The sequence below is a fragment of the Pseudomonas sp. RIT-PI-q genome, from assembly GCF_001297125.1.
Classification (GTDB): Bacteria; Pseudomonadota; Gammaproteobacteria; order Pseudomonadales; family Pseudomonadaceae; genus Aquipseudomonas.
On the sequence record NZ_LHPC01000021.1, the window covers coordinates 1 to 25,925 of the forward strand.

The following is a 25,925-nucleotide window of genomic DNA, read 5'->3' on the forward strand; positions in this document are numbered from 1 at the left end:
ACCACTCAGGCATTGGTGATACTGGCTCGCAAGCTTGCTCGGATCGTATTCGCTCTACTGAAAGGACAGGGCGAATACCAACCCAAAGCTGGTTGAGGGCTTCCCCTCAACCATAGAATCTCCCACAGGTTCTGTGTCGTTCGCCAATTTCGCGAACGACACAGAACCTGTGGGAGCGTGGCTTGCCCGCGATTGCGTTTGCGCAGTCTCAATAACTGGCCGGGCCGCCCGCAATTCCGTACCATCCGCCCCTTCTTTTTCGGCCATTTCCTGCGGCCTGTCTTGTTGGGTAAATCATGAAACCACAGCGTCTGCGCGCCGATGCCCTGGCCGGCCTCACGACCTCTTTCGCCCTGCTCCCCGAATGCATTGCCTTCGCATTGGTGGCCCATCTCAATCCATTGATGGGGCTTTACGGCGCTTTCATCATTTGCACCCTGACCGCGCTGTTCGGCGGGCGGCCGGGCATGGTGTCGGGTGCTGCCGGATCGATGGCCGTGGTGATCGTTGCGCTGGTCGTGCAGCACGGCGTGCAGTATTTGTTGGCCACCGTGTTGTTGGGGGGGCTGATCATGCTGGCGTTCGGGCTGCTGAAACTGGGCAAACTGGTGCGCATGGTGCCGCACCCGGTGATGCTGGGTTTTGTCAACGGCCTGGCGATCATCATTGCCCTGGCTCAGTTGGAGCACTTCAAGAGCGGTGAAGCCTGGCTCAGCGGTACGCCGCTTTACGTGATGACGGGACTGGTGGCCGTGACAATGGCCATCGTTTATCTGCTGCCGCGCCTGACCCGTGCCGTACCGCCGGCGCTGGTGGCGATTCTGGGCGTGGGCCTGGCGGTTTATCTGCTGGGTCTGCCGACCCGCACCCTGGGCGACATGGCGCACATCGCCGGTGGTTTGCCGACGTTGGCCCTGCCGGACATTACCTGGAACCTGGAAACCCTGCGCATCATTGCGCCGTACGCCATCCTGATGGCGCTGGTCGGCCTGCTGGAAACCTTGCTGACCCTGAACCTCACCGACGAAATCACCGAAAGCCGTGGCTACCCGGATCGCGAGTGCGTGGCGTTGGGCGCGGCCAATATGGTCTCCGGTGTTTTTGGCGGCATGGGCGGTTGCGCGATGATCGGGCAAACCGTGATCAACCTCAGTTCCGGTGGTCGTGGCCGGCTGTCCGGGGTAATGGCCGGGGTGATGATCCTGCTGTTTATCCTGTTCCTTTCGCCGCTGATCGAGCGGATTCCGTTGGCCGCGTTGGTTGGAGTGATGTTTGTGGTATCGCAGCAGACCTTTGCCTGGGCCTCGCTGCGGGTATTAAACAAAGTGCCAATGAACGACGTTCTGGTGATCGTCGCGGTGACGGTGATTACGGTGTTCACCGATCTGGCCACTGCCGTGCTGTGCGGGATCATCATTGCGGCGCTTAACTTCGCCTGGCAGCAGGCTCGGCAGCTTTACGCCGACAGTCATCTGGAGAACGACGGCAGCAAGCTTTATCGCGTGCATGGCACGTTATTCTTCGCCTCGACAACACCGTTTTTAAATCAGTTCGATCCTGCCAACGACCCCTCCCAAGTGACCCTCGACTGTCGCCACCTGAGCTTCGTCGACTACTCGGCCATCGCCGCGCTGAATACGCTGCGCGAGCGCTATGCCAAGGCCGGCAAGCACCTGCGCGTGCTGGGCCTGTCTGAGCGCTGCAAGAAACTGCTGAAACGCGCTCGCGTGCATCACGACTGAGCGCTCGATCATGTAAATACCGCCCCTCAATTTTCATAACCCACGCCCACGCATACCTCTGCGCGACATCCCTTACCTCTTCACGAAAATTACTTTCACCTCGTTTGAATATAACGCCTCGAAATGTTTTAAGAGTTTCACAAATTTTCGACGTGACCCTCTCGAGGAGTACCGCATGACCCTGTCCTTCGGCTATTGGCTGCTGGTGTATGCCGCCATCGCCATCATTGCGCTGATCGTGCTGATCGCCCGTTACCGACTCAATCCATTCATTGTCATCACCCTCGTTTCCATCGGCCTGGCCTTGCTCGCCGGGATGCCGGCGTCCGGGGTGGTCGGCGCGTACGAGGCCGGCGTCGGCAAGACCCTGGGGCACATCGCGCTGGTGGTGGCGCTGGGCACCATGCTCGGCAAGATGATGGCCGAGTCCGGCGGCGCCGAGCAGGTGGCGCGGACCTTGATCGACCGTTTCGGCGAGAAAAACGCGCACTGGGCGATGGTCTGCATCGCGTTTCTGGTCGGCCTGCCGCTGTTCTTCGAAGTCGGTTTTGTGCTGCTGGTGCCGATCGCCTTTACCGTGGCGCGACGCGTCGGCGTGTCGATTCTGATGGTCGGCTTGCCGATGGTCGCCGGGCTTTCGGTGGTGCATGCGTTGGTGCCGCCGCATCCGGCAGCGATGCTGGCGGTGCAGGTCTATCAGGCGTCGGTGGGGCAGACCTTGCTCTACGCGATTCTGATCGGCATTCCGACCGCGATCATCGCCGGTCCTTTGTACGCCAAGTTCATCGTGCCGCGCATTCAATTGCCGGCGGAGAACCCGTTGGAGCGGCAGTTTCTCGACCGCGAACCGCGCGACAGCCTGCCGGGTTTCGGCATCACCATGGCGACCATTCTGTTGCCGGTGGTGCTGATGCTGATCGGCGGCTGGGCTAACCTGATTTCCACGCCGGGCAGCGGTTTCAACCAGTTCCTGTTGTTCATCGGCAACTCGGTGATTGCCTTGCTGCTGGCGACCTTGCTGAGTTTCTGGACCCTTGGCCTGGCCCAGGGCTTCAACCGCGAATCGATCCTCAAGTTCACCAACGAATGCCTGGCCCCGACCGCCAGCATCACCTTGCTGGTTGGCGCGGGCGGCGGCTTGAACCGGATTCTGGTGGACGCCGGCGTCACCGACCAGATCGTCAGCCTGGCCCAGGTCTTTCACTTGTCGCCGCTGTTGATGGGCTGGCTGTTCGCCGCGTTGATGCGCATCGCCACCGGTTCCGCCACGGTGGCCATGACCACCGCGTCCGGCATCGTAGCGCCGGTGGCCGTGGGGCTGGGCTATCCGCATCCGGAATTGCTGGTGCTGGCGACGGGCGCCGGCTCGGTGATCTTTTCCCACGTCAACGACGGCGGCTTCTGGTTGATCAAGGAATACTTCAACATGACCGTCGCCCAGACCTTCAAGACCTGGACGGTGCTCGAAACCCTGATCTCGGTCGTCGCTTTCGGTCTGACCGTTGGCCTTTCTTACCTGATTTAACCGGAGCCGCCCGCCATGGACATCCTCTACCAGATCCGCGCCCGTCAGGATTCCTTCAGCGCGGGCGAAGGACGCATCGCCCGGCTGATGCTCGACGACGTCGGATTTGCCGCTTCTGCCAGCCTTGATGAGCTGGCGCAAAGGGCCGAAGTCAGCACCGCCACGCTGTCGCGTTTCGCCCGCACGGTGGGCTGCCGCGACTTGCGTGACCTGCGTTTGCAACTGGCTCAGGCCAGTGGCGTGGGCAGTCGCTTTCTCAACCCGGCGGGCACGCCGGAGCAGTCGGCGTTTTACGGGCAGATCGTCGGCGATATCGAGACGACGCTGCGTCAGCATTTGTCAGCCTTCGACGAGTCGCGTTTCGCCGATGCGGTGAAACTGCTGGGCAACGCGCGGATGATTCACGCCTTCGGCATGGGCGGTTCATCGACGCTGTGCAGCGACGAATTGCAAGTGCGGCTGGTGCGTTTCGGCTACCCGATTGCGGCGTGCCACGACCCGGTGATGATGCGCCTCACCGCCGCCGGCCTCGGTGTCGAACATGCGGTTATCGCGTGCTCGCTGACCGGCATCACCCCCGAATTGCTTGAGGCCGTTGAACTGGCCCGCAACTACGGCGCGCGGATTCTCGCCATCACCCGGGCCGACTCGCCGCTGGCGCAATTGGCCGATGTGCTGCTGCCGCTGCAAATTGCCGAAACCTCATTCATCTACAAACCGACGGCAGCGCGCTACGGCATGTTGCTGGCGATCGATGTGCTTGCCACCGAGCTGGCACTGGCTAATCCTGAAGACAATCAAGAACGTCTGCGGCGGATCAAACTCGCCCTGGACGACTACCGCGGCGGCGACGATCACTTGCCGCTGGGAGACTGACATGATGTACGACACGCTCATCCGCAATGCCTTGGTCATCGATGGCAGCAACCGCCCCGGTTACCCCGCCGACGTGGCGATTCTGAACGGGCGCATCGAGCGCATCGGCGACTTGCACGACACCCGCGCCACCGAAGAAATCGACGCAGCGGGCCGGGTATTGGCGCCGGGTTTCATCGATGTGCACACCCACGACGACACCGTGGTGATCCGCCAACCGCAGATGCTGCCAAAACTCAGCCAGGGCGTGACCACGGTGATTGTCGGCAACTGCGGGATCAGCGCTTCGCCAGTGAGTTTGCGCGGTGATCCGCCAGACCCGATGAACCTGCTCGGCACCTCGGCGGCGTTTGTGTACCCGACGTTCAGCGACTACCGCGCAGCCGTCGAAGCGGCGAATACCACGCTGAATGTGGCGGCGCTGGTCGGCCACACGGCGCTGCGCAGCAATCACCTCGACGACCTGTTTCGCACGGCGACGGCCGATGAAATCGCCGCGATGCGCGAACAACTGCGTGAAAGCCTTGAGGCCGGTGCGTTGGGCTTGTCCACGGGCCTGGCCTACGCCAACGCGTTCTGCGCCTCCACCGATGAGGTAATGCAACTGACCGAAGAGCTGACGGCCTTCGGCGCGGTCTACACCACCCATTTGCGCAGCGAGTTCGAACCGGTGCTGGAGGCCATGGACGAAGCGTTCCAGATTGGCCGTCACGCGAAAACGCCGGTAATCATTTCGCATCTCAAGTGTGCCGGAGCCGGTAATTGGGGGCGCAGTCCGCAACTGTTGGCGTCCCTCGAACACGCGGCGAAAACCCACCCGGTGGGCTGCGATTGCTACCCCTATGCGGCGAGCTCTTCGACCCTGGACCTCAAGCAAGTCACCGATGCCCATCGCATCACCATCACCTGGTCCACGCCGCACCCGGAACTGGGCGGCCGCGACCTGATGGACATCGCTGCCGAGTGGGGCGTGCCGTTGCTCGAAGCCGCCCGCCGACTGCAACCGGCCGGCGCGGTGTATTACGGAATGGACGAGGCGGATGTACGAAGAATCCTCGCGCATCCGCTGTCGATGGTGGGCTCCGACGGATTACCTGAAGACCCGTTTCCTCACCCGCGCTTGTGGGGCGCATTCCCCCGCGTGCTCGGCCATTTCAGCCGCGACGTAGGCCTGTTTCCGCTGCACACCGCCGTGCACAAGATGACCGGCTTGTCGGCGGCGCGATTCGGTTTGAAGGAGCGTGGCGAAATCCGTGAAGGGCATTGGGCGGACCTGGTGTTGTTCGATCCTGCAACGATTCGCGACGTGGCCGACTTCAATGATCCACAACAGGCAGCCGAAGGGATTGACGGGGTGTGGGTCAACGGTGTCTTGAGTTACAGCGATGGTCAGGCGAACGGGCGCAGGGAAGGGCGGTTTTTGGCGCGGGCCGGGGATTTGCGCATCGGGTTTCATTGAGCGGCGCGGTAACGCCGAAAAGATCGCAGCCTCGTTGCACTCGACAGCTCCTACATCGGACCGCATCCACCCGTAGGAGCTGTCGAGTAAAACGAGGCTGCGATCTTTTGATCTTTTCTCCGTGATGGCACATTGCAATTAAAGAAAGCCATCACCAAGCCGAATTGCTGACGTACAGCCCGGCTACACTCTGGGCCTTATCAGTCTGGGAGCAACTCCATGAGCTTCGGCAAAACCACCCCGATCCTGCGGATTTTCGATGAAATCAAAGCAGTGGAGTTCTACGTCGATTTCCTCGGTTTCAAGATCGATTGGCAGCACCGTTTCGAGCCCAACTTGCCGTTGTACCTGCAGGTCTCGCGCGGTGAGTGCGTGCTGCATTTGTCGGAACACCACGGTGACAGCACGCCCGGCTCGGCGTTGCGAATCGAGACCGACGAACTGGAGGCATTCCAGCAGCAGCTGCTGGCCAAGGAATACCCATTCGCCCATCCACAGATTCAGGCGATGCCGTGGGGCAGCCAGGACATGACCGTGGCCGATCCGTTTGGCAATCGGTTGGTGTTTACCAATGCGATTAGTGTTTGAGCGTTAGATAGCCTTCGCGGGCAAGCCTCGCTCCTACCGGTTCAATGAGTACCTTGTAGGAGCGAGGCTTGCCCGCGAATGGATCTTTCATTCACCGCAAAGTGAATGTCAGACGCGGAAGTGGCTGACCATCATCTGCAACTGATTACCCAACCGTGCCAGTTCAACACTGGACGCAGCGGTTTCGTCGCTGGCGGCGGCGGTTTGTTCGGAGACGTCGCGCACGTTGATGATGCTGCGGCTGATTTCTTCGGCCACGGCGCTTTGCTGTTCGGCCGCGGCGGCGATCTGCTGGTTCATCGACTGGATGTTGGACACCGTGCGGGTGATGTTTTCCAGTGAGACACCGGCCTTGCGGGTCAGCGCGACGCTGCTGTCGGTGAGGGCGCGGCTGTTGTTCATCACCGCCGACACCTGTTGCGTGCCGTTCTGCAGACCGGCCACCAGACCTTCGATTTCTTCGGTGGATTTCTGCGTACGCTGGGCCAGGCCGCGGACTTCATCGGCGACCACGGCAAAACCGCGACCGGCTTCACCCGCGCGAGCCGCTTCGATGGCCGCGTTGAGCGCCAGCAGGTTGGTCTGTTCCGCCACGGCTTTGATCACGTCCATGACGCTGCCGATCTTGTCGCTTTCCTGTTGCAGCACACTCATGGCTTCGGTGGAACGCGCCACTTCGTTGGCCAGGCGTTCGATCTGAGCGATGGCTTCGTTGACCACTTTGTCGCCTGCGCGAGCTTCGCCATCAGCGGCGGCTGCGGCCAAGGAAGCCTGTTCGGCGTTGCGTGCGACTTCCTGCACGGTGGCCGTCATCTCGTGCATGGCGGTGGCCACCTGATCGGTTTCGATCTTTTGGCTGTTGACCCCGGCGCTGGTTTGCTCGGTGACGGCAGACAGCTCTTCGGCGGCGCTGGCAATCTGCGTCACGCCGTCGCGGATGCTGCTGATCAAGTCGCGCAGGGTCACGCCCATGCGCGCGATGCCTTGCTGCAACACACCGAGTTCATCGCGGCGAGTGACCTTGACGTCGTGGGACAGGTCGCCGCTGGCGATGCGCTCGACCACGGCCAGGGTGTCGCGCAACGGGCCGGTGATCTGGCGGGTGATGATGACGGCAGCAATGATGCCTACCAACAACGCCAGCAAGGTGCTGATCAGTTGCAGGGTGCGGGCCTGGGCGCTTTCGGCGTCACGACGGTCGAGCTGGATCTGATACAGCTGATCGCTCAGGGACACGATGGCGGCGCCCTGGTCGGTCATTTCCTTGCGCGCCTGCACGGCGTCGTTGCTGGCGGCTTTGTAAGCCTGCAAGGCGCTGCGATAGTTGCCCAGTGCAGTTTCCAGCTGACGCAGGGCTTCTTGCTGGGTGTCGGCGAAATGCACGTTGAGGGAATTCAGGCTGGCAATTGCCGCGTCGAGTTGGCCGACGGCTTTTTGCTCGGTCTCGGCGTTGGTGGTGGCGGTGTAGCCGCGCACTTCGTAGCGGGCCAGCAAGAACGCTTCCTTGGCGGCGGTAATGGCCTGGAATTGTTCGAAGCGCTGATCGCTCAGCGGCATTTGCTGCACGCGGCTGTTGATGGCATTGATCAGCGTGTTGGCGGTCTCGGCGTTGGCGCCCATGACGTCGCGCGCGCTGTTACCGGTGCGGTAGGCGCTGCGCATTTTGTTCAGCGACGTCTTATAGGCATCGATGACGGTGCCTTGTTCTCTGAGCAGCTTGAGGTTTTCCGGGCTCTTGAATTTCGCCAGCAACGCTTGTTGCTGGGCGGAGAACGCGTCGAGGGTGGTCTGTACGTTCTGCGCGGCCGTCTCGTCGCCGTTGGTCAGCATGTATTGCAGGCGAACCACCCGCAGCTTGGTCAGGCCGGCATTGAGCTGGGTGATGTCGCTCATCCAGTTGCTGCGGTCAATCAATCCGCCCAGGCTCGTCCAGCCAGTCAGGGCGAGGACGCAGGTCAGTGCCAGAACCAGGCCAAATCCCAGGCCGAGTTTCAGGTTCACGCTGATGTTGCCGAACCAGCTATTCATCAAATTCCTCCAGGAACGTTGTGTTTCTTGATCGTCGGTTGGCTGGAAGATTGTTGTTTTTGAGAGCCAGCAAGGTGTGTAGCAGGACTGTATCGGCCGTCTTTTCGGGAGCTGAAAGGTTTTTGTTGGATGGATTTTGTAACAAGGCTTTTGCGCGGTTCTTAAGCTTTTTTTCACAATCGTTTCACTACCTGCCAACGCCCGGCTCTCTACCCTCTCGGCATCGAATGATAGTGATACATGCCGGCGAGGCGGCCTGATGTGGAATTGAGACTGAGTCTGTTCGGGATAAAACGCTCGATTGATCTGAGCCGTGTTGCCCGCTATCGCAATACCGTGGTGGTACTGGCCTCGGCGCTGTTGGTCATTCCGCTGACGGTCTGGCTGCTGCATCCCGCCGCCGTGCCGGACCTTGCCCACGGCAATCTGGCCGGTGCCCGGGCGTTGGCCACCGGATGGGCCAAGGGCGACATGATTGTCCTGGTGCGCCACGTCGAACGTTGCGATCACTCCAAAGCCGCCTGTCTGAGTGGCGACGATGGGATTACCGATCGCTCTCGTAGTGTCGCGGTGGAGGTCGGTGCACAGTTCGAACAACTGGGGCTGAACAAGGCCGATATCTACAACAGTCCACTGATGCGCACTGCGCAGACTTCCAGCTACATGTTCAATAAGGTCGGCGTCGGTGAAGACTGGCTGATCAATTGCAAGGGCACCATGCTGCGCGATGCGCTGGCGCATAAGGTAGCCGGCCGCAACCTGATTCTGGTGACCCACAGCGAATGCATGTCGCAACTGGAGAAAGACCTCAAGCTGCCGACCTCGACTCTGGGTTATGGTGCCTCGCTGTTTATCTCCACCGAAACGCCGCAAGCGCCGCGCATGCTCGGTTTCATCGAAGCCTCGGACTGGCGTTCGGTGAGCACCCAATGACTTCACTCTCTGAATCAGGACACACGATGCTGACTGCTTCCCGCTACCGCTTTTACTGGGTGAACTTCGGTATTCCGCTGGCCTGCGCGGTCGTGGTTTTCCTGCTGTTCGACCTGACCAAAATCGACATCGCCTTTAACGATCTGTTTTTTGATCCGGTCACGCAGACGTTCCCGCTGGACCATGTGCATCTGTTCGAAAAGATCACCCATAAATGGGCGCGGATCATCCCGAACTGGACCGGCGAGATCGCGATCATCGGCGCGCTGCTGTCGTTTCTCTGGCCACGTTTGAAGGCTGAAAAGCACTCGAAAATCATCGCGGTCCTGGAAAAAATCAAAGTCGCGCCGGTGCTGCGGTTCGCCAGCAAACACCGTCGGGATTTCCTCTATGTGGTGTTCGCGTTTTCCATCAGCACCGGCGTCATTCATTACCTCAAGGGCCACACCAGCGTGTATTGCCCGATTGAAACGACTCAGTACGGCGGGAAGATCGAGCACAAGGAGTGGTACGAGAATTTCGATCTGCTGAAAGTCGCGGGTGACGGTCGTTGCTGGCCGGGCGGGCATGCCTCGGGTGGCTTTACCATGCTGGCGTTGTACTTCGTGGCGCGCCGCTATCGCTGGCGCTATTCCAAGGCGCTGATGTACGGCTCGCTGGCGCTTGGTTTCGTCTACGGGACGACGCGGGTTGTGCAAGGCTGGCACTACATGTCCCACACCTTCTGGGCCGGGATCTTTGTGTGGCTCGCGTGTTTGCTCACGGCGCTGGCGTTTTATGGGCGAGCGCGGCTGGAGTTGCCGGTGTTGCACAAGGCCGATGAACCGGCGTTAGTGGCTCAATCTCAACCGGCCAATTGAGATAGGTTTTTGAATGTCGAAACCCGCAATCCGAGTAGGGATTGCGGGTTTTTTGTTGCACGGGAAATAGCCTTCGCGAGCAAGGACACCGCTGTACCTGTGGGAGCGAGCTTGCTCGCGAAGAACGATAACGCAGTCTCACTGCCCGACGAAGTAGTAAGCCTGGCGGCCAACTCGCATCACCTTCAGCACTTTCAGCGGCGGGCCCGGTGCAACTTCTGCGGCCATGACCGCCACATTGGACGGCGACGCCGCCAGAAACTCATGAAGCTGCGCCTCGGTATCGAGCCCCTTGAGCACGGTGCGGGTGTAGAACACGCTGGCGCCGCCCACCCGCTCGTTGGCCTGGAACAGGGCGGGCTGTTGCCCGTTGGCCTGCATCGCCTGAATCTGCTCGGTCAACGGCAGGAACGACAGATTGCGATCGGCCTGAGGCAATATCCATTGAGCGGCGGCGAGGTAGCTGCCGATCACTATGGCGAGCACGCCGATGGCCACACCTTGGCGGTGTTGGGCGATGCGGCCGATCAGGGCCGAAGCGCCCTCGCGTGCTTTCAACCGTGCGAACAGGACACTCGCGTACTCAGCCGCAATGACCGCTGCGGCAGGCGTCATCGACATCAGGTACACCGTGCGCTTGCTGGATGCCAGCGTCAGCATGACGAACTGCGCGAGTATCCATAGAGTGAAAAACAGCAAGTAACGGTTGGCCATCAGACTCCTGCGAAAGTGCCACAACCCCAGGTACACCAGAATGTTCCAAGGCAAAAACGCTTGCGGCAGTTTGGCTAGGTAGTAATAAAACGGTTCGTAATGCCCGGCCTCGACGAAGGAACCGCTGAAGCGTCCGACGCTGTTGGTCAGCAGCACGTCCGTCAATGCCTGGGTGCCACCGCGCTGATACAGCAGCGCGAGCCAGATCATCAGTGGCACCAACCCCAGCAGCGTCAACAGGCCCGGGCGCAACCAGCCCGAGATATTCAGGCGCTTGTCCATCAGGCTTTCGGCCAGCAAAAACGCGAAGATCACCACCCCTGGCATCGCCAGGCCCAGCACGCCTTTGCTCAAGGTCGCGATGGCGATCCCGGCGACAAACAGCAACGCGTTGCCGCTGGTCGCGTGTCGATGCCCCTGAAAAAACGCCAGCAGTGCCATGGTCACGCCGAGGGCGAGGAGTGCGTCTTCACCGACCCCGCGCACGTTGCTCCAGTAACTGGCCATGGTCGCCAGCAAAATCCCGGCGGTCCAGGCTATCGCCCTCGGCCGGCCGAATCGCCGCAGCATGGCGTACAGCACCATCACGCTGAACAGCCCGGCAAGCGCCGAGGCCAGTCGCACTGCCCACGGCGTGCCACCGAAGACGCGGATTGCCCCGGCATCGAGCCACAGGCTCAGGGGAGGTTTTTCCAGAAACGGTTCACCGAATAAACGCGGCGTCACCCAGTCGTTGTCCAGGTGCATTTCCATGGCGATCCCGGCGACTCGGGGCTCAGTGGAACCTTGCAGTTGGTGATTGCCCAGGGCGAAGAAAAACAGCAGGCAGCAAAGCACAAGCAGCAATGGGGCAGGGCGCGACATAAGCTTCTGACTACCGAAGGAAGAGAACCGAAAAAAAACGGGATGGAAAAAGTATACGGGGCGTTTTCTCAACAAAATGTGAACAACTGGTGTGATTTATTGGGGGTGCAAGTAGCCGTGCTTTCCCCTCCGTACCTGACTGGCCCACACCAAGTGAGATCTTGATTGAAACGCGCAATGACCCCATCGCTGTTTGCAAAACGTTCGATGCTCAGAAGAACGGTGTACTGCTCAGGCATTGCCGTCGTTATTCTGCTGATCGTCGGTGGCTACTGGCTGTTCACGCCGCCATCAACCTTTGTCCCGCTGAGCGATCTCGACCCTTCGCTGGTATCAATGATCGCTTTGGGCGATCAAGGCAGCGGTGACCTGCAACAGTGGCGTGTGGGGCAAGCCATGGAGCGGGTGGCGGCCCGAGAGGGGAGGCTGGACATGGTCGTGTTACTGGGCGACAACTTCTACGGAAAGGCTTTAACCAGTACCCACGACCTCAGCTGGCAAACGAAATTCGAACGTGTCTATTGGGGGCACTGGTTGAGTCATGTGCCGTTTTACGCAGTGCTAGGCAATCACGATTACCCGGTTTCACAAAAGTTTGAGATCGAATATGGCCAACAGCGCAAGGGCTCGGGTCGTTGGCAAATGTCGAGTAACTTCTACACCAAGGATTTCGGTAGCGTCGATGGGCATCCATTGGTGCGAATGGTGTTTCTCGACACATCGGGGCCACGTGAAAGCTTGCAACAGCAAATCGACTTGATCGATCAGGCGTTCCAGGTTCCCGGTCCGGCTCCAGTATGGAGAATCGTCGCGTCCCATCACCCAGTCCGCAATCAGGGCCAGCATGGTGAAGACTCGGATCTGGTGGCCACCCTCTTGCCTGTGTTGCAGCGCAACAAGGTAGACCTGCTCTTGTCGGGACATGATCACAACCAGCAATTGCTATTGCGTGCCGGGGAGCCCGCGTGGGTCATTTCCGGCGCGGGTGGCCAGAAACTGTATGCCGTGGACGCCACGCCCTCGGCCGATAGCACGTTCGCCGCTTCACGGGCGGGGTTTGCCAAACTCGACCTGAATGCCAGTCAACTCCGGCTGACGTATTACAACGATAGGGGCGACCTTGAAACCGGCTATCGCTGGAACAGAAACTGCCAGTGGATGGCCAAAGGGTGTTTGCTGCCCGAGGTTGACCAGAACGTCGTCGCGCAATAGGTGGCTGTGGCAGGGGCGAAGGCAGCGCACGGGAATCGCAGGGCCTGCGGAAAAACTCAAACCGCCAGCGGCAAGGTCACGATAAAGGTACTGCCCTTGCCGTCACCATCGCTCATACCGATGACCGTGCCGCCATGGGCTTCGACCAGCTCACGAACCACCGTCAGGCCAATACCGAGGCCCGCACCGTTGAAGCCGACTGCATGCAAGTCCTGCACAAAAGGTTCGAAGATAAACGGCAACGCCTTGGCGGAAATACCAATGCCGCTATCGCAAACGCTCATCTCCAGCAGATCGCCTTCGGTGGTGACTGATAACGTGACCGTGCCGCCCGCCGGTGTGTATTTGGCCGCATTGCCCAGCAGGTTGCCGAGGATTTGCGTGAGCCGTACCGGATCGCCATTCACCGCCAGTGCGCACTCGGGCAACTCGGCGGTGAAACTCAGTTGCTGGGCGGCCATCAACGGGCTGCACACAACGATGGCCTCCTGAATGATCTGCACCATGTCGATGATGCGGCAATCCAGGCGCAGTTTGCCGGTGCTGGCGCGGGAGACATCCAGCAAGTCATCCACCAGGCGCGACATGTGCTGCACCTGGCTTTCGATCAGCGCCTGCATGCGCGGCAGCTCTTCACTTGGGACCCGCACCAGTCGGCCGGCAAGCATGCTGATGGGCGTCAGCGGATTGCGCAGTTCGTGGGCCACCAGGGTGAGGATATTTCGTTGCTGGGCCAGGCTGTGTTCGGCCGAGGCTTGCAAGTGTTGCGCGCTGAGGACGGCCAGGACCAATTGTTCGTTGGTTTCGCGCATTTCCAGGTAGCGCTGTTGTTCTTCGGCGGAGCGCTGGGGTTTTTCCGCATCCGACTGCGCCAACAGAATCGCCAGGACCAATTGCTGATTGGCTTCGATCAGTTGCTCGATCTGCAGGCTGTCCGCGATCTGGGTGTTGGCGTCGCTCAGTTCCTTGTTCAGCGCCGCCAGTACGGCACGGGCCTCGACGGTTTTCTGACCGAGCAGGAACAATTCGCGAGCGGCAGTGGCCATCGCTTGCTCGTTCTTGCTATTGGCCTCGTTCATGATTTTTTGCTCATCCTTCGATTTTACCCAACCGCTGCCGGGTTGGCCGGCCACCAAGTAATCCTTCTTGATCCAGCAACATCTCGCCGATTTGCAGGCCGTTATCGTCGATGCGGTACAGGCGCAGCTCATCGGAGTGAGCGCTGGCCCGCACCTTGACCACGGCCATGATGCGCAGCAAACGGCTCTGCACTTCAATGTAGCGCTGAACGATGATCGCGTCGGTCAGAAACGCCGTGCCATACGGACTGAAACGCAAATCGGTGTAGCGATCCTCCAGTTCCGAGGTCAGCAGCACACTGACCCCGATGCTGGTCAGCGCGGTGACCATGCGCGACAGCGACTCGCGAAAGTCATCGCGAAAGGTCGGCGCCAGGGCCAGTTCGAAGCCTGACAGTGAGTCGATCACCACCCGGGTGGCGTTGAGTCGAGTGATCTCGGCGAGCAGCAGCTGGACGATTTCATCGATCGACAGATCCGGCGCACGGCTGTCCACCAGACCCACCTGGCCGCTCCGGATCAAGCCGGCAAGGGTGGCGTTTTGCGAGTGATTAGGCCGTTGTTCGAACACCGCGATCACGCCGGTTTCACCGTTACGCGCACCTTCGGCGAGAAACCCCGCCGCCAGGATGCTTTTGCCCGAGCCCGACGGCCCGGCCACCAGCAGGGAGTAACCACGCGGCAGACCGCCACCGAGCATCTCATCGAGTTGCGGCACGCCCATTTTCAGGCGCTTGATGGGGAATTCCAGCGGCGCTTCAACCGGGTTGATGGCCGCTGGCGCGAAGACCTTGATCCCCGATGTCGCAATGCGGAAGGTGTGCAACCCCGGCAGGGTTGGCTGGCCGCGCATCTTCATGATTTCCATCTTGCGCACCATCGAGTTGCGCTCAACGCTTTGGCGTAGCCAGATCAGGCCGTCGGCCACGGTGAAAATCGGGTTGGTGTCGGTTTCGGTGAAGTATTCGCCGATGAGGAAAGTTGTCGCCTGCCAGGTGGTCATCAACATGCCCAGTTGCTGAACAAACTGCGGCAGGTTGTTATTGGGGTTGTCCTGGGTCTGGCTGGCCAGCACCACGGAGCGGAACGAGTCGACAAACACCAGCGCCGGGGAGTGCGCCTCCACCTCGCTGACGATGCGCCGCAGCACTTCGTCCAGATTCCCGGCCAGGGTGTCGTCGGCCAGGTTGATGTAGCGGATCGATTGGTTGATCGCTTCGCTGTCGAAAAAGTCGAATTGCTGCTGATAACGCAGCATCTTCAGCGGCGGCTCGCCCAGCACGGTGAAGAACAGCGCCGGACGTTCGGGCGTTGCCAGGGCAAACATCATCTGATGCGCCAGGGTGGTTTTGCCGCAGCCGGGCGGGCCGGCGATCAGGTTGAACGAAAACTCCGGCAAACCTCCGCCCAGCACCTCGTCCAGTCCTGGCACGCCGGTGGCCAAGCGGTTGATAGTCACTTTGGTGCTCATGGCGAATTTTCCTGCGAAGGGGTGTCGCTCAAGGAAGGTTCCCACACGCCACGAAGCAAACGTGCGGTGAGCGAGGGCCCGATCAGCGTGGTCAGCAGCTCGTAGTAGGTAGTCAGCAGCACTTCGCCGAAAAACAATGCATCGGCTTTGCTTTGTTCAATGAGTACGGACTTGAGGGCAGTCAGATCCATGGCAGCCTGCACACTGTCATAAGTGCCGGCCAGACGTGGATGAGTGGAGGCGCACAGATGGAGGCTGCGGCGGTAAAGCGCGGCAACCCCTTGATGGCCAATGATGGGCGTGAGGCCTGTGTCCATATCTTGCAAGGTTGAAATAATCGCTTGGGCGATCCTTGCAATGTCAGCCTCGGGGCCAACACGGTGCGCCAGAGAAGCTACGATCTGGCGGCTCTCTTCGCTTAGCGTGGACATGGCTAACTGATATCTGATTGGCAGGGTTTGATGGTACACCCAATAGGGCATTGAGAGTGATTTGCGTCAGGCGACAAAACGCAGGCAAAAAAAAGCCCGCGGGAGGGCGGGCAAACCGTAGTTTCTTGAATGAGCGGGCGAACTTTACCGATTGCTGAAGCGCAGTGGGGTGAAGAAAAGTTCATGTAGATGAACAAACACGCGTCAGCCCCCTCGGTGTGCCTAGGGCAAATGGTCTGCTGCAAAGTCAGCCTCCGAGCGGGCCCGCAAGCGACCCTTGCGGCAGGCCTGCTGAAATCGCTCGAAGTCTTGCTCATTCTGCTTCGTATAACTTTGCGCGTACTTGAACAGTGCATCCGCCAGCGCATCGCTTTTGCCGATGTAGCCGCTGATCTGCGCGGCGTGCCCGGACGATTTGGCATGCGCGCGTGCCAGGGCACGGCCACAGATTCGCCCGTAGGCGGCGAAGGCGTCAGCGTCGAAGGATTCGAGTTCGGCCGAGACTTTCATGTCGCGCAACTGGCGCACATAGAAGTGCCGACCGCTGGGGCCGGTCGTCCAGCCGAGGAACAGGTCGCTTGCCGATTGCATCAACCGCTGGCCATCGACCACACGCTGACCGTTATGCCGCACCCGGGATTTTGTTTTCACGTAATCGGCGAGCACTGAACGTCGCGCTTCCTTGAATTGCAGGAACAACGGGAAATCCTGATCGTCGGTCAGCAGGGCCACCAGGCACCGAGTGCCAACACTGCCCACGCCCACCACTTTGAATGCCATGTCTTGAACATGAAAACGTGACAACAACTCACGGCGGTCAGCTTGCAGCGTGCCTGGGTAATCGCGCATGAATGCGTCGTAAAGCGGTCGCCAATCCGAAAGACGCAGCCAGTCATCATCGGCATCCAGCAGCGTGGTGTTTTTGTGCAGGTGGAAAATTTCCGGCAGATCATCGCGAATGATCAGGCGGCCTTCGGCGTCACGTTCACTGATTTTCGGCAGCAATTCGGCATGGGTGCGCCGTTCGGCTTTTTCGATCGCGCGTTCCACGTATTCCAGGTTGGTTTTGCTCGCCTGCTGCAGCAGATCGTTGTAAGTGATGGACTCGTACCAGGTCTCCAGTGAGCTTTGTTCGGCGCACTCGAGCATCGTCTGCTGGTAGGCCCCGACCACATGGCGGCAGACCGTTTCTTCCACCGACTCGCCATGGCGCAAGTCGCGTACGGCAATCAGAAAACTCGCCACCAGCCGTTTCAAGTCCCATTCCCAGGGGCCGGGATGGGCTTCGTCGAAATCGTTGACGCTGAACAACAGATTGCGCTCGGGTGTGGCGAAACCGCCGAAGTTCATCAGGTGGCTGTCGCCACAGATCGGCGAAACCAGTCCCATGTTCGTCGTGCCGGCCAGGTCATGGGCTTGCAGCAGCGCATTGCCGCGATAAAAGGTGAAGGGCGACACCAGCATGCGGCCGTAGCGCAGTTCGACCAGGGACTTTATGCGCCCCTCGCTCGAGGCCTTGATCAGCGGCAGTGGGTCGCGGTCTGTCTTTCCCATAGAGGCCTGAGAACTGCGGGAGCAATTCTTGCGGGCGTCCTTGCCTTGCTTCAAGCGGTCTTTGAGGGTGGTCATGGGGGCTCATTCGGTCTGCGTTGGAGGGCATATGCGAAGTGAGTGTAGAAGGAGCTCGGGATGACGTCGTTATCGCTGAAATGAAAAAGCCGGGCTGGGGTGCGCGTACCTCCTGTAGGAGCTGGCTTGCCAGCGAAGAACGTTAACGATGACGCGTGTTAATAGGATAAACGTTGCGTATTTGGCGCCTTCGCTAGCAAGCCAGCTCCTACAGGTCTCAGGCCGGTGATTCGGGCGAGCCTAGTTTTTTTTGCGCTTGATTGACTAACATCTCAGCCAAAACGACCAACCGCTGAATCCCCAATGCTACGTTGCGGTGTCGACCATCGAGCCGGGCCGTCAGAGCGGTAGACATGACCTTCAGCGAGGCCAGGTTTTGGCTGGCGTTTGCGAGCAGGGTGGGCGCGTCGACGTCCGGGTTAACGGTGAAAATATTGCGCGCAGGATCGACCTGTCTCGGGTTGCCCGGGCGAGCGCTGACGCGACGGTGCATGGCTTTGGAACTTTGGGTCAGATCGAGGGAATCCGATTCTGAAAGGTCTGGATTTTTGATTAAGTACAGGCGGGGCTTTTTCATGGAAGAACTCCGGAAGGCTGGGGACCCTACGCTTTACGGCCTGTCAAAACCGTTCGACGGGTTGCAACACGAATGGGAGTTTATCTGCCCAGACTGCTGCTCGACAGTTCATGGAGATCGACACAACTTGAGGGAAATGTCCTAGGACGTGTGGGCTGCGCTCACAACTCAGTCGATTTCAACGTGTGCTTGAAATGATGCTCCCAAAGCTTTACTCCCAAGCCTCCTGTCCTATCCAGCGATGATCCGACCGTCAAATCCGTCAGCAACGTCGGCTGCAACCCCGCATCGAATAGCGCAAACCCGGCCGCCAGGCAGCACGTTTCCGTTTGAAGGCCACACACCAATACGCGATCCACCTTCAGGCTTTTGAGATGTTCGATGGTTTCAGGTGAAGGCGCGTAGCCGTACTTGATGAAGACGCGGTCGGCCGGGATCAGGCTGTCATCGTCCGACGCCGGGTGCCAGCCGAGTTGTTTCTGGAAGGGAGTTCTGGATTCGTCGTGGCGTTCGACGGTGGCGACGCTGGGCAGGGTGCCGATGAGTGTCTGGATGCCGTCGATGAGCCATTGCGGTGGAGCGAAGCTGGGTTGCACGTCGATGATGAGGAGGGCTTGGCGCATGGGCTTCTCCGGGCGGGCTGAGCGTTTTGGGATGGTCTGGCGGGCCTCTTCGCGGGCAAGCCCGCTCCTGCAAGGGGAGGTGTGAATCCTGGATCAGCGAACCCCAGATGCAACAAAACCCGCACTTGGCGGGTTTTGCTTTGCTTCGTATTTGGTGGGCCGGGGTCATTTGAACTGAGCTCTCAGTAGCCAGTAAACATTGAGGAAGCGATGGCGTTGCGATTTAAGGGATACATATGGGGATACACGTTGTCTTGTGCTGCCCTGAAACGAGGCTATGTTCCCATCAGAATTGCTTCAACTGAGATTGTTGATGTTGGGTTCAGCGCTGGGTTAGCCGGCAGCTACTGAAAAAGCAGCAAACAGGACCGGCCACCACTTTTGACAGACGTCCGTTATGTCAGATGCAAGCTCAGTAATTTTGGTTGCTTTCTCAAGCAGCGAAATTGCGACTGTATTGCGCCGGGCATCTTTTGGCGCAGCAGACTCCTTCGCCACAACGCTTAAGATCTCCACCAGTTCGTTTTTCTGATTTCGAGTTAAGTCGCCGCTCTGAAGGATTGCCTCCGACAGCCCCTTCACTGCTTCGGCAAGACCCTGCTCACCGTTTTGCGCCAATGCAGTGATTGACTGATCGACTGTTCCGATTGACCCAGTGTTGATCGTTCCTACGACACTGTTGTTTACTGAAATATTGTTCAATTTTGTGCCTGCTACGACAACGGGACGTGGTCGGGGAGGGAATTTAGGTCCATCTGGTGGGAAGCCGGCAATCGATGACATTTCGTCATTCAAGTAGTTGATCATCCGCTCACTATTCTCAAACTCTTGCTGCCGAATCTGGGTAAGTTTGAAGTAGCAGTCGAGGCACAGAGGGACGTTATTTTCCCCGATCTGGTACATAGCAGGCGTGTCGCATTGGCAACATTTCATGTGTCCTCCTAGAGCTAACACCAAGGGTCAGCTGATCTAGTCTGGAAAAACCTATCGCTTACCATAGGCTAACGATACCAAGGATAAGCCCGACAACACCGAGAATGAGTCCCGTGCCACCGAGCCACGCAGCCAGTCGTACAACAACTTGCGGGTGTCCAACGCAAGCCAGGAACTGTCCGATCCAGGAGTTACTGGCACGGACAGTTAACGGTATCTCGACTCGCGTGCCAATTTCTCCTAGGCCGGCTCTGTACCAGGCGCCTATCACCAGCGTTTCCTCCGGTTTTGTTATGGTTCGCCGAGGTGATTGGTTATAGGTTTTGAGAAAGTTGGCATCAATTTGAAGGGCTTCGCAGTAGACACTTTTCTGAGTATTCGGGTTTGTGATTTTGATCACGCCTCTAGGTGGTAGGGATGCATTCTGCAACCAGACCCAACCCTGATGGGCGTCTTCATCTCGAGCGCTAAATATTTCCATGGCTAGCCATCTCTCCCGTCATCCGCCAATACCTCAGCCAACTATATGCAGCTTTAGTAAAGCGAAGATTCGGTAGGCCGTCTGTCTATTTGATTCACAGTACGCTGTTGGCATGAGCCTTGAAAAAACTACCGGGGACCCTGAGGCCTTCTTTAGGACACGGGGTCGGAAACCCGCGGGGCTTTGATAGCGGACGGTGCCCCAGCTTACTGAAATACAAATGTTGAAATTGAAAGGATCTTGAAGAAAACGGAGATCGTTACCGGAACGGTAACGGTGAGTTCTGATCGGTCATTTCGTAGGGCAAATGCACAGGTGAACAGGCAGTTCACCGGGTTCACCTGTTCACTAAGCTGGGAGTTCTCCCGCTAACAAGATCCCGCGGGTTTCCGACCCCGTGTCTCAATGAAAACCTCAGGGTCCCCCGGCAGACCGCGGAAGATGCACTTCCAGTTCGCTGGAGGGATTGATGCTACCGGGGAGCGGGGCTCGTATCTGTTCAAAATGCGGTGTAACGCGTGTAACTGATGTAACAACTATAGCTAAGTGATTGTATTTATTGGCTATTATTGGCGTTACACCAATTTGGCTCATATTTTTTAAGCGTGTAACTGAGTCCCGTCGTGTAACAGTTTCAAATGAATAATAAAGAGAAAGGCGAGGCCATGCCTATGAGGCTGAAGGTAGAGCGAACCAACTGCATGACAGCCGATTGGTGATGGTTAGCCGTCGGTTATCGTCTGGCACCAGGTCGTCAGTTGTGTCAGCGATTTGCAGGCAGTTGCAACAGACTGCTTTCGGCCAAAAGAAGACTATCAATAGAATCGTGCCAAAGCAGGTTCGTACAGGAGGGGGCTCACCTTGGAGCCAAACTGCCGTCGATCATAGACTCTTGCGCCTCGCTAATGTCATCCGATCCCTTAGCGCAAAACTGCACGTCCCGCGTGAACATATTTCCAAGATGACCGATCCTGAAAACATCGCCGGTCGCTAACCCCTGTGTCAGTTTATTCTCGCTGATCTCATAAAAATCACTCAGGCAGACCCAAGTATTTTTCTGGAAGCAAGTGGAGTTAGCAGGAAAGAAGAAAGCAGCAAATCTGTTGCCACTTTGACATCCGAAGTCATTTCGGTAGTGATGCCCTTGCGATGTGGTTTTGGCCACCAGAACAATTCCATTTTTCAAGTTACCCAGTACAACCAAGTACTTGTCTTTGGTTGTGCCATCAGCAAACAAGAAATCTTTATGGAGATATACTGTTCCTGGGGTCACATCATTTCCTTAGTGTGGCGACCAACTCTGCTCGATCGGCGGCAAGCCTCATAACGGCGTCCTCCTCCTGCCTGCGTACAGCCATCCGGTATGGGATGTTCTCTTGCTTTCGCCCCTGAACCTCGTAGATTTGATGCCACGGCAGGTTTTCGAGGTGAGTTTCCTCAACCATTTGCTCCGCGTCAGAATTTTTAAATTGATCTGCCAAACTATGCATGATGCGAAGCTCACGCTTCGTAAAGTGAGACGAATCAAATTGGCTCAAAGCCTCAACTCGAAGCATCTGACCTTTCGCCGTAGATAGGAACTCGAACGAGCAGTTTCCATCCCAGTCTTGCTCTGGGCGCCTGAGTTCCTCAAATAGTTCGGTGGGTACAGGCCCCATAGGCCACGCAAAATACTCCAGCCCGGTGACTGGCCGGCCAGTATCTCTAAAATGCGTAAAGTCTAAGAAATACAGGAGCTTAAAAAGCTTTGTCTTTCCCAGCTTTCGCGTGTTTTGCGCAAAAAACTTGACCGCTTCGATCAGCTTTTCACGTTCATGGTTGATTAGCATAGGTGTCAGGATAGCTCAATGCGAGATCTCAGCTCTACAGCACTCGACCATTGGCACGGCAATGAGCTTGCACGCTTGCGACACGGTTATCGCAGGCTATACGACTAAGGCCGAGCCAGGCTTAGAGATTCGAAGGCAGTCTGGTTTGTAGTAGCAAAGGCTGAGTACATCAGTGGACAGTGGATTTGCCAGATACTCATATCTGGGGTACTGTTTGTATGAACAGTGTTTTGTGAGGCGACGCTAGGAAATCAGTACGCCATGCACCTTAGAAGACGAAGACATTTTGCCATCATTGGAATTAGAATCAGCGACCTTCTGATTCAGGAGGTGCGAGGCTCTAATCAGATCGTTCAGACCGTTTAGCGCGTCTACTGATCGTGCAGAAGAGAGTTTTCAGGTAGCCCTAGTGCTATTAATCATTCATGGAAGTAGGTCGCAATGCACGAGACGCTGAAGATCAAGATCGATTTTGCCAAGGAACGTCGCAGACCTGCCGAAATATTCCAGGCCATGAGCAGCTACATAGAAGCTTACCAGGCACTCGGGCAAGTTATTGCAACGAGCGTTGGCGCAACAGACGACTTTGAACTTCGATTGGAAAACGTCGAGACGGGATCGATAGCGAGTTTGCTGAAGTCCGTTCCAGGGAAGGTAAGAACGTGGGTAGAAGATGCTGTTTTTGATGCCGGTGTGAAATTAGCGGGTGAACTTTCTGAAATCGACTCAACCAGCACAGAAGAAGACGTAGACCTCTTGGCGGCTAAGCTCGAAACTCACTTGAGCCAGTTTGATTTTGGGCAAACAGTGGATCCAATGATCGATCGAAAAGCTTTGGCAGTGGCTTTGAGTAAGCTTTCGGAAGCCAACAAACGACTGCTTCCAGAAGAGAGTGCTACGGCTACCCTGACTGAAGCTCACTGCGTAACTCCGATCAACACGCATTGGCGCTTCAATGCTAATCCCAAAGATATGTTTTTGGGAACAAAGGAAAGCCATGTTGGTGTCGATAAACTTTATGTGAGGGCTCCTGTCAATATAGGCAAGGGTGCATGGGCCATGTTAAGTGTCAGCACTGGGAGTCGATACAATGCCAATATTTCTGATCTCGGCTGGCTTGAAGGTTATCAGGATGGGCTGATAAAACCTATCGGCCCAAAAGATGTTATGGAGGCTGAAGTTGCCTACGAGATTTACACGCCGCCCGCCGGGAAAGGTAAGCCTTTCATATCCAGTGCGAAAATTAAAAGAGTGATTGACATCCATCGAGATGTGGGGCTTCAGCATGAACCCAGACCTCTCCTCTAGAGACCGGAAGGCTATTTTAGCCGAACTTATGTCCGAGTACCTTTTCATCGTGATTCCCTTCACGATGCTGGTACTCATTAAGCTGTATGCTTACACATGGCAGGAAATTGTGCTTTCAGCTGATTGGTCGCTGGGGTCTTGCATAATTTTTGGACAGGTAGCAGTAAAAATGACGAGGTCGGCTATCAAGCACCGTACTACCGATGATAGGTTTCTGGCCTGGTATGCTTCCAAACGCTTCTTCATGGTAGCGGTGTCCTTGTTGTTCTATTTTGGGATGATTGCGCAGCCAACCTTGAAACTGGGATTTGCGCAATTTATTGTGTTTGGGCTGGCCAGTTACTTTCACTTCAAAGATGGCGTGGCGGCGAGAGTCCTTGAAGCGCAAACATAAGTCTGAAAAGTCTTATAGAAAAGCATTGCTGAAAGATTTCACTTAACGTGGGTGTCCGAGTATTTTTTGCAACGAGCAGAGTGGCAAGGAGTATGAGGCTAAGGATGTAGTCCTCATCTTAAACTCCTTCGATGGAGCGCACCAAGTTTGCTATTTTTACTTATGGCCGATGATGTCCGACAAATAGCTTCCGACCGCGAGCGTCTGTGCTCGGCGCAAAAGCGAATACTTGATCAGAGTGTTCTGTTAAAGTATAAAAACTTATTTAATCGCATCGATAAATTTTGTTCGTTAAGGGTTGCGGTCTGGATGTATTTGACTATGTACTCAATTCGAGCTTAGCTTCTATCGACCAGATAATGATTTTATCAAGCATTTTGTCGCATTTGCTTGCGGCAGCAAACCTCCACTATTTATCGTTTTAACACCGCGTTGAGGACTGATTATGCTCAGTGATGACGGCTATGCAAAACTCTCTCACCCGCTATTAGACACATTTAGTCAAATTGAGGCATCGCAGCCTGGCCTTGCTTCTTGTCTTGATGCTTTGGGGTTATATCATCCCACTCAATATGTTCTTAGATTGAGTTATTCAGTACACAAGCTGGTCGATAGTGCCACTAAAAAAAAGAACGGGGATATAACTTGGGAAGAGTTTCAAGCTTTTTCGACATATCTCCACGAAACCGTTCACTGGTGGCAATTCATTGGCTCGACCATAGGCTTTATGTTGAGTATGGGTTATCCCGCGCAAACGCATAATAATATGGAAGCGCTGCAACAACTCGCAAAATCGAAGAAAGCCAAAAAGCCACTCATGGCGTGGGCTGAATCGGAGATGCGCAGAGGCAAAGATCATACGGATCCAGACATTGCACATGCTAACACCGTAACAAACAATACGTTGGATATAGCGTTTTACAGATCGCTAATCATGAATGCTTCGGGCATTAAAAAGGTTGCGACTTTAAATTATTTTGAGTCAAAGGCTCATGCTTTCAATGTTGCATACAATGCTACATTAAACGTCCTGAAAAGTATGTTTGATCCTGAGTCGGAGTTCCTTCCTAATCCTGACGATTGGCACGACGATTTTGAGAGTAACAAGGTCGCCAAACTTAGCGGTTTTTTCTATGGTTCCCCTATAAAGCTATATCCTATTCGAGGGTTTGATATCATTGAAGGTCAGGCTAGGTTTATTCAGCTACAGTTTCTGTCAGCTGTAACCGAAAATAAGATAACGTTCGAGCAAATTGAAAAAGAGGGTTACCTACAAGGAGTATATGGTGAGGCGTTCAAGTTGTTTCTGCAGTTGACAAATAGTGAGGCGCCTAAGCTAGTCGATAGTCCTCTTGTTGCGCTGTATCTTCTTGTTTGTGATATATCACTTAATCCTTCTGAAGGTTTCCCAAAGGCAGTAACTTGCATGAAGGATTTCATTAGTGTCGTCGATTGTAATTATCGGTTTCTAGCACTTTGCAGGGCTGTGAAAGAAAACTCTCACTTAAAATTTCACATTAAGGATTACAGCAAAAAAGAATACCTGGAGGTGGCGCAAATACTGACGCAGAGCAGTGGTCTCGAGCATCCATATGAAATACCTACTTTGATATCTACATGGAAAAAAGATAGGGGCTCAATCCAAGAGCTATTAAGGCAGCAAGACAGCTTTGATTATGATCCAGAAAGTATTGCCATTCGTGTCCTCTTCTCGCATTTCATAACTTTTAACTTGGATAAGCTTGAGGCTCCAGAATTTTTCTGTTGGGCAGGAAAACATTTTACGTTTGGAGAGGAGTTTAGGAAGTATCAAGATATCTGGTTGAGAAATTTATCATTGTATAGTGATCACTCTGAAGAACAGACGATTTTGCCACGTATGGTTCCTGGAAAAACTGAAGCTAATATAAAAAAGACGTTCAATGCATTTTACGCTGCGAACCTTGTATATAACTTGAGTAGCCAGTGGGTGACTGGGCAGGGGGAGTTTAAATATGAGTTCTCTTGGCTTACAGAGCGAGAAGATTCTGGAGTAATAAAAGATAAAACAAGTCGTTTGTTTGAAAATATTTTTAAAATTCATCCTGATGATATTAGCTGCTGAATAGTTGTAGTCGGCCCTTGATGGTGCGCTCTGATTGTATTGGCAGATGTGTAGCTTTTTGGGGTGAGGGGCTTAAGTGCGATATGGCTGGTGTGCACTGGAAGGGAGTTTAGTTGGCAGACTATGTCGATAATTGCGACATTGGGTTATTTGTGTGTGGAAGGCTTGGAATTAATATGCTATTTACTTAAACGGTATTTATTCCGAGATGTGATGCGCAGGTTGAAATGAGCGACGCTAGGCTTGTCAAATATCGAATGTTCAA

Annotated in this window: 22 protein-coding genes and 1 pseudogene; 11 read left to right on the forward strand and 12 right to left on the reverse strand. The window is 56.2% G+C overall.

What is annotated here, in order from left to right:
* The first annotated feature begins 296 nt into the window (after positions 1–296).
* The 5 genes from AEQ67_RS06790 to AEQ67_RS06810 all read left to right on the forward strand — a co-directional run bounded on the left by AEQ67_RS06790 (position 297) and on the right by AEQ67_RS06810 (position 6,190).
* Entirely contained in the window at positions 297–1,742 is a 1,446-nt protein-coding gene (locus AEQ67_RS06790; protein ID WP_059403136.1) for a SulP family inorganic anion transporter, read from the forward strand.
* A 175-nt stretch (positions 1,743–1,917) separates the two neighbouring features.
* Positions 1,918–3,267, forward strand: a complete 1,350-nt coding sequence (locus AEQ67_RS06795) for a GntT/GntP/DsdX family permease (RefSeq protein WP_059403137.1) — start codon at positions 1,918–1,920, stop codon at positions 3,265–3,267.
* A 15-nt stretch (positions 3,268–3,282) separates the two neighbouring features.
* The gene (locus AEQ67_RS06800; protein ID WP_059403138.1) at positions 3,283–4,143 is read left to right on the forward strand and encodes a MurR/RpiR family transcriptional regulator; all 861 of its coding nucleotides are present in this window, start codon (positions 3,283–3,285) and stop codon (positions 4,141–4,143) included.
* A gap of 1 nt (position 4,144) precedes the next feature.
* The gene (locus AEQ67_RS06805) at positions 4,145–5,602 is read left to right on the forward strand and encodes an N-acyl-D-amino-acid deacylase family protein (RefSeq protein WP_059403139.1); all 1,458 of its coding nucleotides are present in this window, start codon (positions 4,145–4,147) and stop codon (positions 5,600–5,602) included.
* 219 nt (positions 5,603–5,821) lie between these two features.
* Entirely contained in the window at positions 5,822–6,190 is a 369-nt protein-coding gene (locus tag AEQ67_RS06810) for a glyoxalase superfamily protein (protein ID WP_059403140.1), read from the forward strand.
* A gap of 108 nt (positions 6,191–6,298) precedes the next feature.
* On the opposite strand, the gene AEQ67_RS36670 is transcribed toward AEQ67_RS06810, so the two are convergent.
* Together AEQ67_RS36670 and AEQ67_RS36675 are read right to left on the reverse strand one after the other, a co-directional pair.
* Positions 6,299–7,162, reverse strand: coding sequence for a methyl-accepting chemotaxis protein (locus AEQ67_RS36670; RefSeq protein WP_442965633.1), 864 nt, complete (start codon positions 7,160–7,162; stop codon positions 6,299–6,301).
* A 42-nt stretch (positions 7,163–7,204) separates the two neighbouring features.
* Positions 7,205–8,218, reverse strand: a pseudogene (locus AEQ67_RS36675) (methyl-accepting chemotaxis protein); the annotation flags it as partial.
* Between the two features lie 261 nt (positions 8,219–8,479).
* Between AEQ67_RS36675 and AEQ67_RS06820 the strand changes: the two are divergent.
* Positions 8,480–9,151, forward strand: a complete 672-nt coding sequence (locus AEQ67_RS06820) for a histidine phosphatase family protein (protein WP_059403412.1) — start codon at positions 8,480–8,482, stop codon at positions 9,149–9,151.
* Positions 9,152–9,177: 26 nt separating this feature from the next.
* A complete protein-coding gene (locus tag AEQ67_RS06825; protein ID WP_059403142.1) occupies positions 9,178–10,011 on the forward strand; it encodes a phosphatase PAP2 family protein in 834 nt (277 codons plus the stop codon).
* Between the two features lie 138 nt (positions 10,012–10,149).
* Here the strand turns inward: AEQ67_RS06825 and AEQ67_RS06830 are convergent, their stop codons facing one another.
* Entirely contained in the window at positions 10,150–11,589 is a 1,440-nt protein-coding gene (locus AEQ67_RS06830; protein ID WP_059403143.1) for an ArnT family glycosyltransferase, read from the reverse strand.
* A 177-nt stretch (positions 11,590–11,766) separates the two neighbouring features.
* On the opposite strand from AEQ67_RS06830, the gene AEQ67_RS06835 reads away from it, so the two are divergent.
* Positions 11,767–12,801 carry a metallophosphoesterase gene (locus AEQ67_RS06835; protein ID WP_177333634.1) on the forward strand — a complete coding sequence of 345 codons (1,035 nt, stop codon included), beginning with the start codon at positions 11,767–11,769 and terminating at the stop codon, positions 12,799–12,801.
* 56 nt (positions 12,802–12,857) lie between these two features.
* Here AEQ67_RS06835 and AEQ67_RS06840 read toward each other — a convergent pair whose 3' ends face one another.
* From AEQ67_RS06840 to AEQ67_RS06885, 9 genes are all read right to left on the reverse strand, one after another.
* Positions 12,858–13,880, reverse strand: a complete 1,023-nt coding sequence (locus tag AEQ67_RS06840; RefSeq protein WP_059403414.1) for a sensor histidine kinase — start codon at positions 13,878–13,880, stop codon at positions 12,858–12,860.
* 10 nt (positions 13,881–13,890) lie between these two features.
* The gene (locus tag AEQ67_RS06845; protein WP_059403144.1) at positions 13,891–15,351 is read right to left on the reverse strand and encodes an ATPase domain-containing protein; all 1,461 of its coding nucleotides are present in this window, start codon (positions 15,349–15,351) and stop codon (positions 13,891–13,893) included.
* Positions 15,348–15,782, reverse strand: a complete 435-nt coding sequence (locus AEQ67_RS06850; RefSeq protein ID WP_236710287.1) for a hypothetical protein — start codon at positions 15,780–15,782, stop codon at positions 15,348–15,350. Before AEQ67_RS06850 ends, AEQ67_RS06845 begins: the two co-directional genes overlap by 4 nt.
* Before the next feature lie 222 nt (positions 15,783–16,004).
* Positions 16,005–17,411: a DUF2252 domain-containing protein gene (locus AEQ67_RS06855; protein ID WP_059403146.1), complete on the reverse strand. Its 1,407-nt coding sequence runs from the start codon at positions 17,409–17,411 to the stop codon at positions 16,005–16,007.
* Between the two features lie 217 nt (positions 17,412–17,628).
* Positions 17,629–17,988: a DUF6124 family protein gene (locus tag AEQ67_RS06860; RefSeq protein ID WP_059403147.1), complete on the reverse strand. Its 360-nt coding sequence runs from the start codon at positions 17,986–17,988 to the stop codon at positions 17,629–17,631.
* 161 nt (positions 17,989–18,149) lie between these two features.
* The gene (locus AEQ67_RS06865) at positions 18,150–18,611 is read right to left on the reverse strand and encodes a cysteine hydrolase family protein (protein ID WP_059403148.1); all 462 of its coding nucleotides are present in this window, start codon (positions 18,609–18,611) and stop codon (positions 18,150–18,152) included.
* Between the two features lie 333 nt (positions 18,612–18,944).
* Positions 18,945–19,544: a hypothetical protein gene (locus AEQ67_RS06870; protein WP_059403149.1), complete on the reverse strand. Its 600-nt coding sequence runs from the start codon at positions 19,542–19,544 to the stop codon at positions 18,945–18,947.
* A gap of 1,337 nt (positions 19,545–20,881) precedes the next feature.
* On the reverse strand, positions 20,882–21,298 hold the full coding sequence (locus tag AEQ67_RS06880; RefSeq protein WP_059403151.1) for a hypothetical protein: 417 nt from the start codon (positions 21,296–21,298) through the stop codon (positions 20,882–20,884).
* Between the two features lies 1 nt (position 21,299).
* The gene (locus tag AEQ67_RS06885; RefSeq protein WP_059403152.1) at positions 21,300–21,854 is read right to left on the reverse strand and encodes a Panacea domain-containing protein; all 555 of its coding nucleotides are present in this window, start codon (positions 21,852–21,854) and stop codon (positions 21,300–21,302) included.
* Between the two features lie 441 nt (positions 21,855–22,295).
* On the opposite strand from AEQ67_RS06885, the gene AEQ67_RS06890 reads away from it, so the two are divergent.
* From AEQ67_RS06890 to AEQ67_RS06900, 3 genes are all read left to right on the forward strand, one after another.
* The gene (locus AEQ67_RS06890) at positions 22,296–23,162 is read left to right on the forward strand and encodes a hypothetical protein (RefSeq protein WP_059403153.1); all 867 of its coding nucleotides are present in this window, start codon (positions 22,296–22,298) and stop codon (positions 23,160–23,162) included.
* Positions 23,140–23,556 carry a hypothetical protein gene (locus AEQ67_RS06895; protein WP_059403154.1) on the forward strand — a complete coding sequence of 139 codons (417 nt, stop codon included), beginning with the start codon at positions 23,140–23,142 and terminating at the stop codon, positions 23,554–23,556. Before AEQ67_RS06890 ends, AEQ67_RS06895 begins: the two co-directional genes overlap by 23 nt.
* Positions 23,557–24,001: 445 nt before the next feature.
* The gene (locus AEQ67_RS06900) at positions 24,002–25,660 is read left to right on the forward strand and encodes a hypothetical protein (RefSeq protein WP_059403155.1); all 1,659 of its coding nucleotides are present in this window, start codon (positions 24,002–24,004) and stop codon (positions 25,658–25,660) included.
* Positions 25,661–25,925: the final 265 nt, after the last annotated feature.

What these genes read in the sequence shown, in the direction of transcription:
- AEQ67_RS06870 (WP_059403149.1), bottom strand. Translation starts at nt 19,544, where the DNA reads ATGAAATGTTGCCAATGCGACACGCCTGCTATGTACCAGATCGGGGAA.
- AEQ67_RS06840 (WP_059403414.1), bottom strand. Translation starts at nt 13,880, where the DNA reads ATGAACGAGGCCAATAGCAAGAACGAGCAAGCGATGGCCACTGCCGCT.
- AEQ67_RS06900 (WP_059403155.1), top strand. Translation starts at nt 24,002, where the DNA reads ATGCTCAGTGATGACGGCTATGCAAAACTCTCTCACCCGCTATTAGAC.
- AEQ67_RS06895 (WP_059403154.1), top strand. Translation starts at nt 23,140, where the DNA reads ATGAACCCAGACCTCTCCTCTAGAGACCGGAAGGCTATTTTAGCCGAA.
- AEQ67_RS06860 (WP_059403147.1), bottom strand. Translation starts at nt 17,988, where the DNA reads ATGAAAAAGCCCCGCCTGTACTTAATCAAAAATCCAGACCTTTCAGAA.
- AEQ67_RS06805 (WP_059403139.1), top strand. Translation starts at nt 4,145, where the DNA reads ATGATGTACGACACGCTCATCCGCAATGCCTTGGTCATCGATGGCAGC.
- AEQ67_RS06800 (WP_059403138.1), top strand. Translation starts at nt 3,283, where the DNA reads ATGGACATCCTCTACCAGATCCGCGCCCGTCAGGATTCCTTCAGCGCG.
- AEQ67_RS06845 (WP_059403144.1), bottom strand. Translation starts at nt 15,351, where the DNA reads ATGAGCACCAAAGTGACTATCAACCGCTTGGCCACCGGCGTGCCAGGA.
- AEQ67_RS06890 (WP_059403153.1), top strand. Translation starts at nt 22,296, where the DNA reads ATGCACGAGACGCTGAAGATCAAGATCGATTTTGCCAAGGAACGTCGC.
- AEQ67_RS06855 (WP_059403146.1), bottom strand. Translation starts at nt 17,411, where the DNA reads ATGACCACCCTCAAAGACCGCTTGAAGCAAGGCAAGGACGCCCGCAAG.
- AEQ67_RS06810 (WP_059403140.1), top strand. Translation starts at nt 5,822, where the DNA reads ATGAGCTTCGGCAAAACCACCCCGATCCTGCGGATTTTCGATGAAATC.
- AEQ67_RS06850 (WP_236710287.1), bottom strand. Translation starts at nt 15,782, where the DNA reads ATGTCCACGCTAAGCGAAGAGAGCCGCCAGATCGTAGCTTCTCTGGCG.
- AEQ67_RS06790 (WP_059403136.1), top strand. Translation starts at nt 297, where the DNA reads ATGAAACCACAGCGTCTGCGCGCCGATGCCCTGGCCGGCCTCACGACC.
- AEQ67_RS06795 (WP_059403137.1), top strand. Translation starts at nt 1,918, where the DNA reads ATGACCCTGTCCTTCGGCTATTGGCTGCTGGTGTATGCCGCCATCGCC.
- AEQ67_RS06865 (WP_059403148.1), bottom strand. Translation starts at nt 18,611, where the DNA reads ATGCGCCAAGCCCTCCTCATCATCGACGTGCAACCCAGCTTCGCTCCA.
- AEQ67_RS36670 (WP_442965633.1), bottom strand. Translation starts at nt 7,162, where the DNA reads ATGGGCGTGACCCTGCGCGACTTGATCAGCAGCATCCGCGACGGCGTG.
- AEQ67_RS06825 (WP_059403142.1), top strand. Translation starts at nt 9,178, where the DNA reads ATGCTGACTGCTTCCCGCTACCGCTTTTACTGGGTGAACTTCGGTATT.
- AEQ67_RS06830 (WP_059403143.1), bottom strand. Translation starts at nt 11,589, where the DNA reads ATGTCGCGCCCTGCCCCATTGCTGCTTGTGCTTTGCTGCCTGCTGTTT.
- AEQ67_RS06835 (WP_177333634.1), top strand. Translation starts at nt 11,767, where the DNA reads ATGACCCCATCGCTGTTTGCAAAACGTTCGATGCTCAGAAGAACGGTG.
- AEQ67_RS06885 (WP_059403152.1), bottom strand. Translation starts at nt 21,854, where the DNA reads ATGCTAATCAACCATGAACGTGAAAAGCTGATCGAAGCGGTCAAGTTT.